The sequence below is a fragment of the Candidatus Symbiopectobacterium sp. NZEC135 genome, from assembly GCF_025962695.1.
On sequence record NZ_JAGFPF010000835.1, the window covers coordinates 1 to 903 of the forward strand.

General features: G+C 43.5%; 3 protein-coding genes. All 3 read left to right on the top strand.

Annotation, left to right across the window (positions count from 1 at the left end):
- Positions 1-193, top strand: a 193-nt coding sequence (locus tag J5224_RS30820; protein ID WP_264628826.1) for a hypothetical protein, incomplete at its 5' end; no start/stop codon positions are given.
- Between the two features lie 57 nt (positions 194-250).
- A complete protein-coding gene (locus J5224_RS30825) occupies positions 251-478 on the top strand; it encodes a ParD-like family protein (RefSeq protein ID WP_264628827.1) in 228 nt (75 codons plus the stop codon).
- Positions 456-785: a type II toxin-antitoxin system RelE/ParE family toxin gene (locus J5224_RS30830; protein ID WP_264628828.1), complete on the top strand. Its 330-nt coding sequence runs from the start codon at positions 456-458 to the stop codon at positions 783-785. Before J5224_RS30825 ends, J5224_RS30830 begins: the two co-directional genes overlap by 23 nt.
- Positions 786-903 lie beyond the last annotated feature (118 nt).

Here is a 903-nt window from a genome sequence, read left to right on the forward strand (position 1 = left end):
CGGGAAAAAGTGCGGCACTCATGGTGGAAATGAACTCCTGCAAACCTGCTGTATTACGAGCCAATATAACACGATGCCGGAATTCGCCGTTAAGGTAATGAGGAATAAGAATATTACCAAAATGACATTATCTTCGTGTCAATCAAAGATTGCACAATGCGACAAATTGTCGCATATTATCGAAGCACGTTGATTCAGCGTTAGCGCTACATATTTCGACGTGGTGCACATTCCAAAGAGGTACGCACATATGGCAACAAGCATTCGTTTAGACGAAGACTTTGTGAGTGATGTAAAGGTTTATGCTGATGCGGCAAGTCGCAGCGTGCCGAAGCAGATAGAGCACTGGGCCAAAATTGGTCGCATCGCGGAAGATAATCCCGATCTGCCCTATAGTTTCATCAGTGAAACCTTACTGGCGCAAAGTGAAGTCAGAAACCATAAGGTTACGCGTTATGCCAGAAGGACGAAAAAATAAGGACGTTGAGGTTTATCAAAGTCGCCGGTTCGAAAAGGCGCTGAATAAACTGCCTGAAGCGCAGTTGAAAGTGGTTGAAGATGAGGTAGATAAAATCATCGAAGACCCTACGATTGGCGTGCAGAAAAAAGGCGATTTGCATTTTCTCTGGGTGCATAAATTTCCGCTTAATAGGCAGCAAGCACTTCTGGGGTACAGTTGGGTTGAAGATAAGCTCGAACTGTATCTCTTAAGCATCAGTTCTCATGAAAATTTCTATCAGGATCAGAAAAAACACCGAAAAATTGATCTGAAATTACTCGGTTGATCTGCATTTCTCGCCTCCATGTCACTCTTCATTTCGCTCCGACACGATGCTAGTATTTGGCAATCAAGACGCATGGACGTTTAAACGGCTAAATTCCATTGACGTCTAACCTATAACA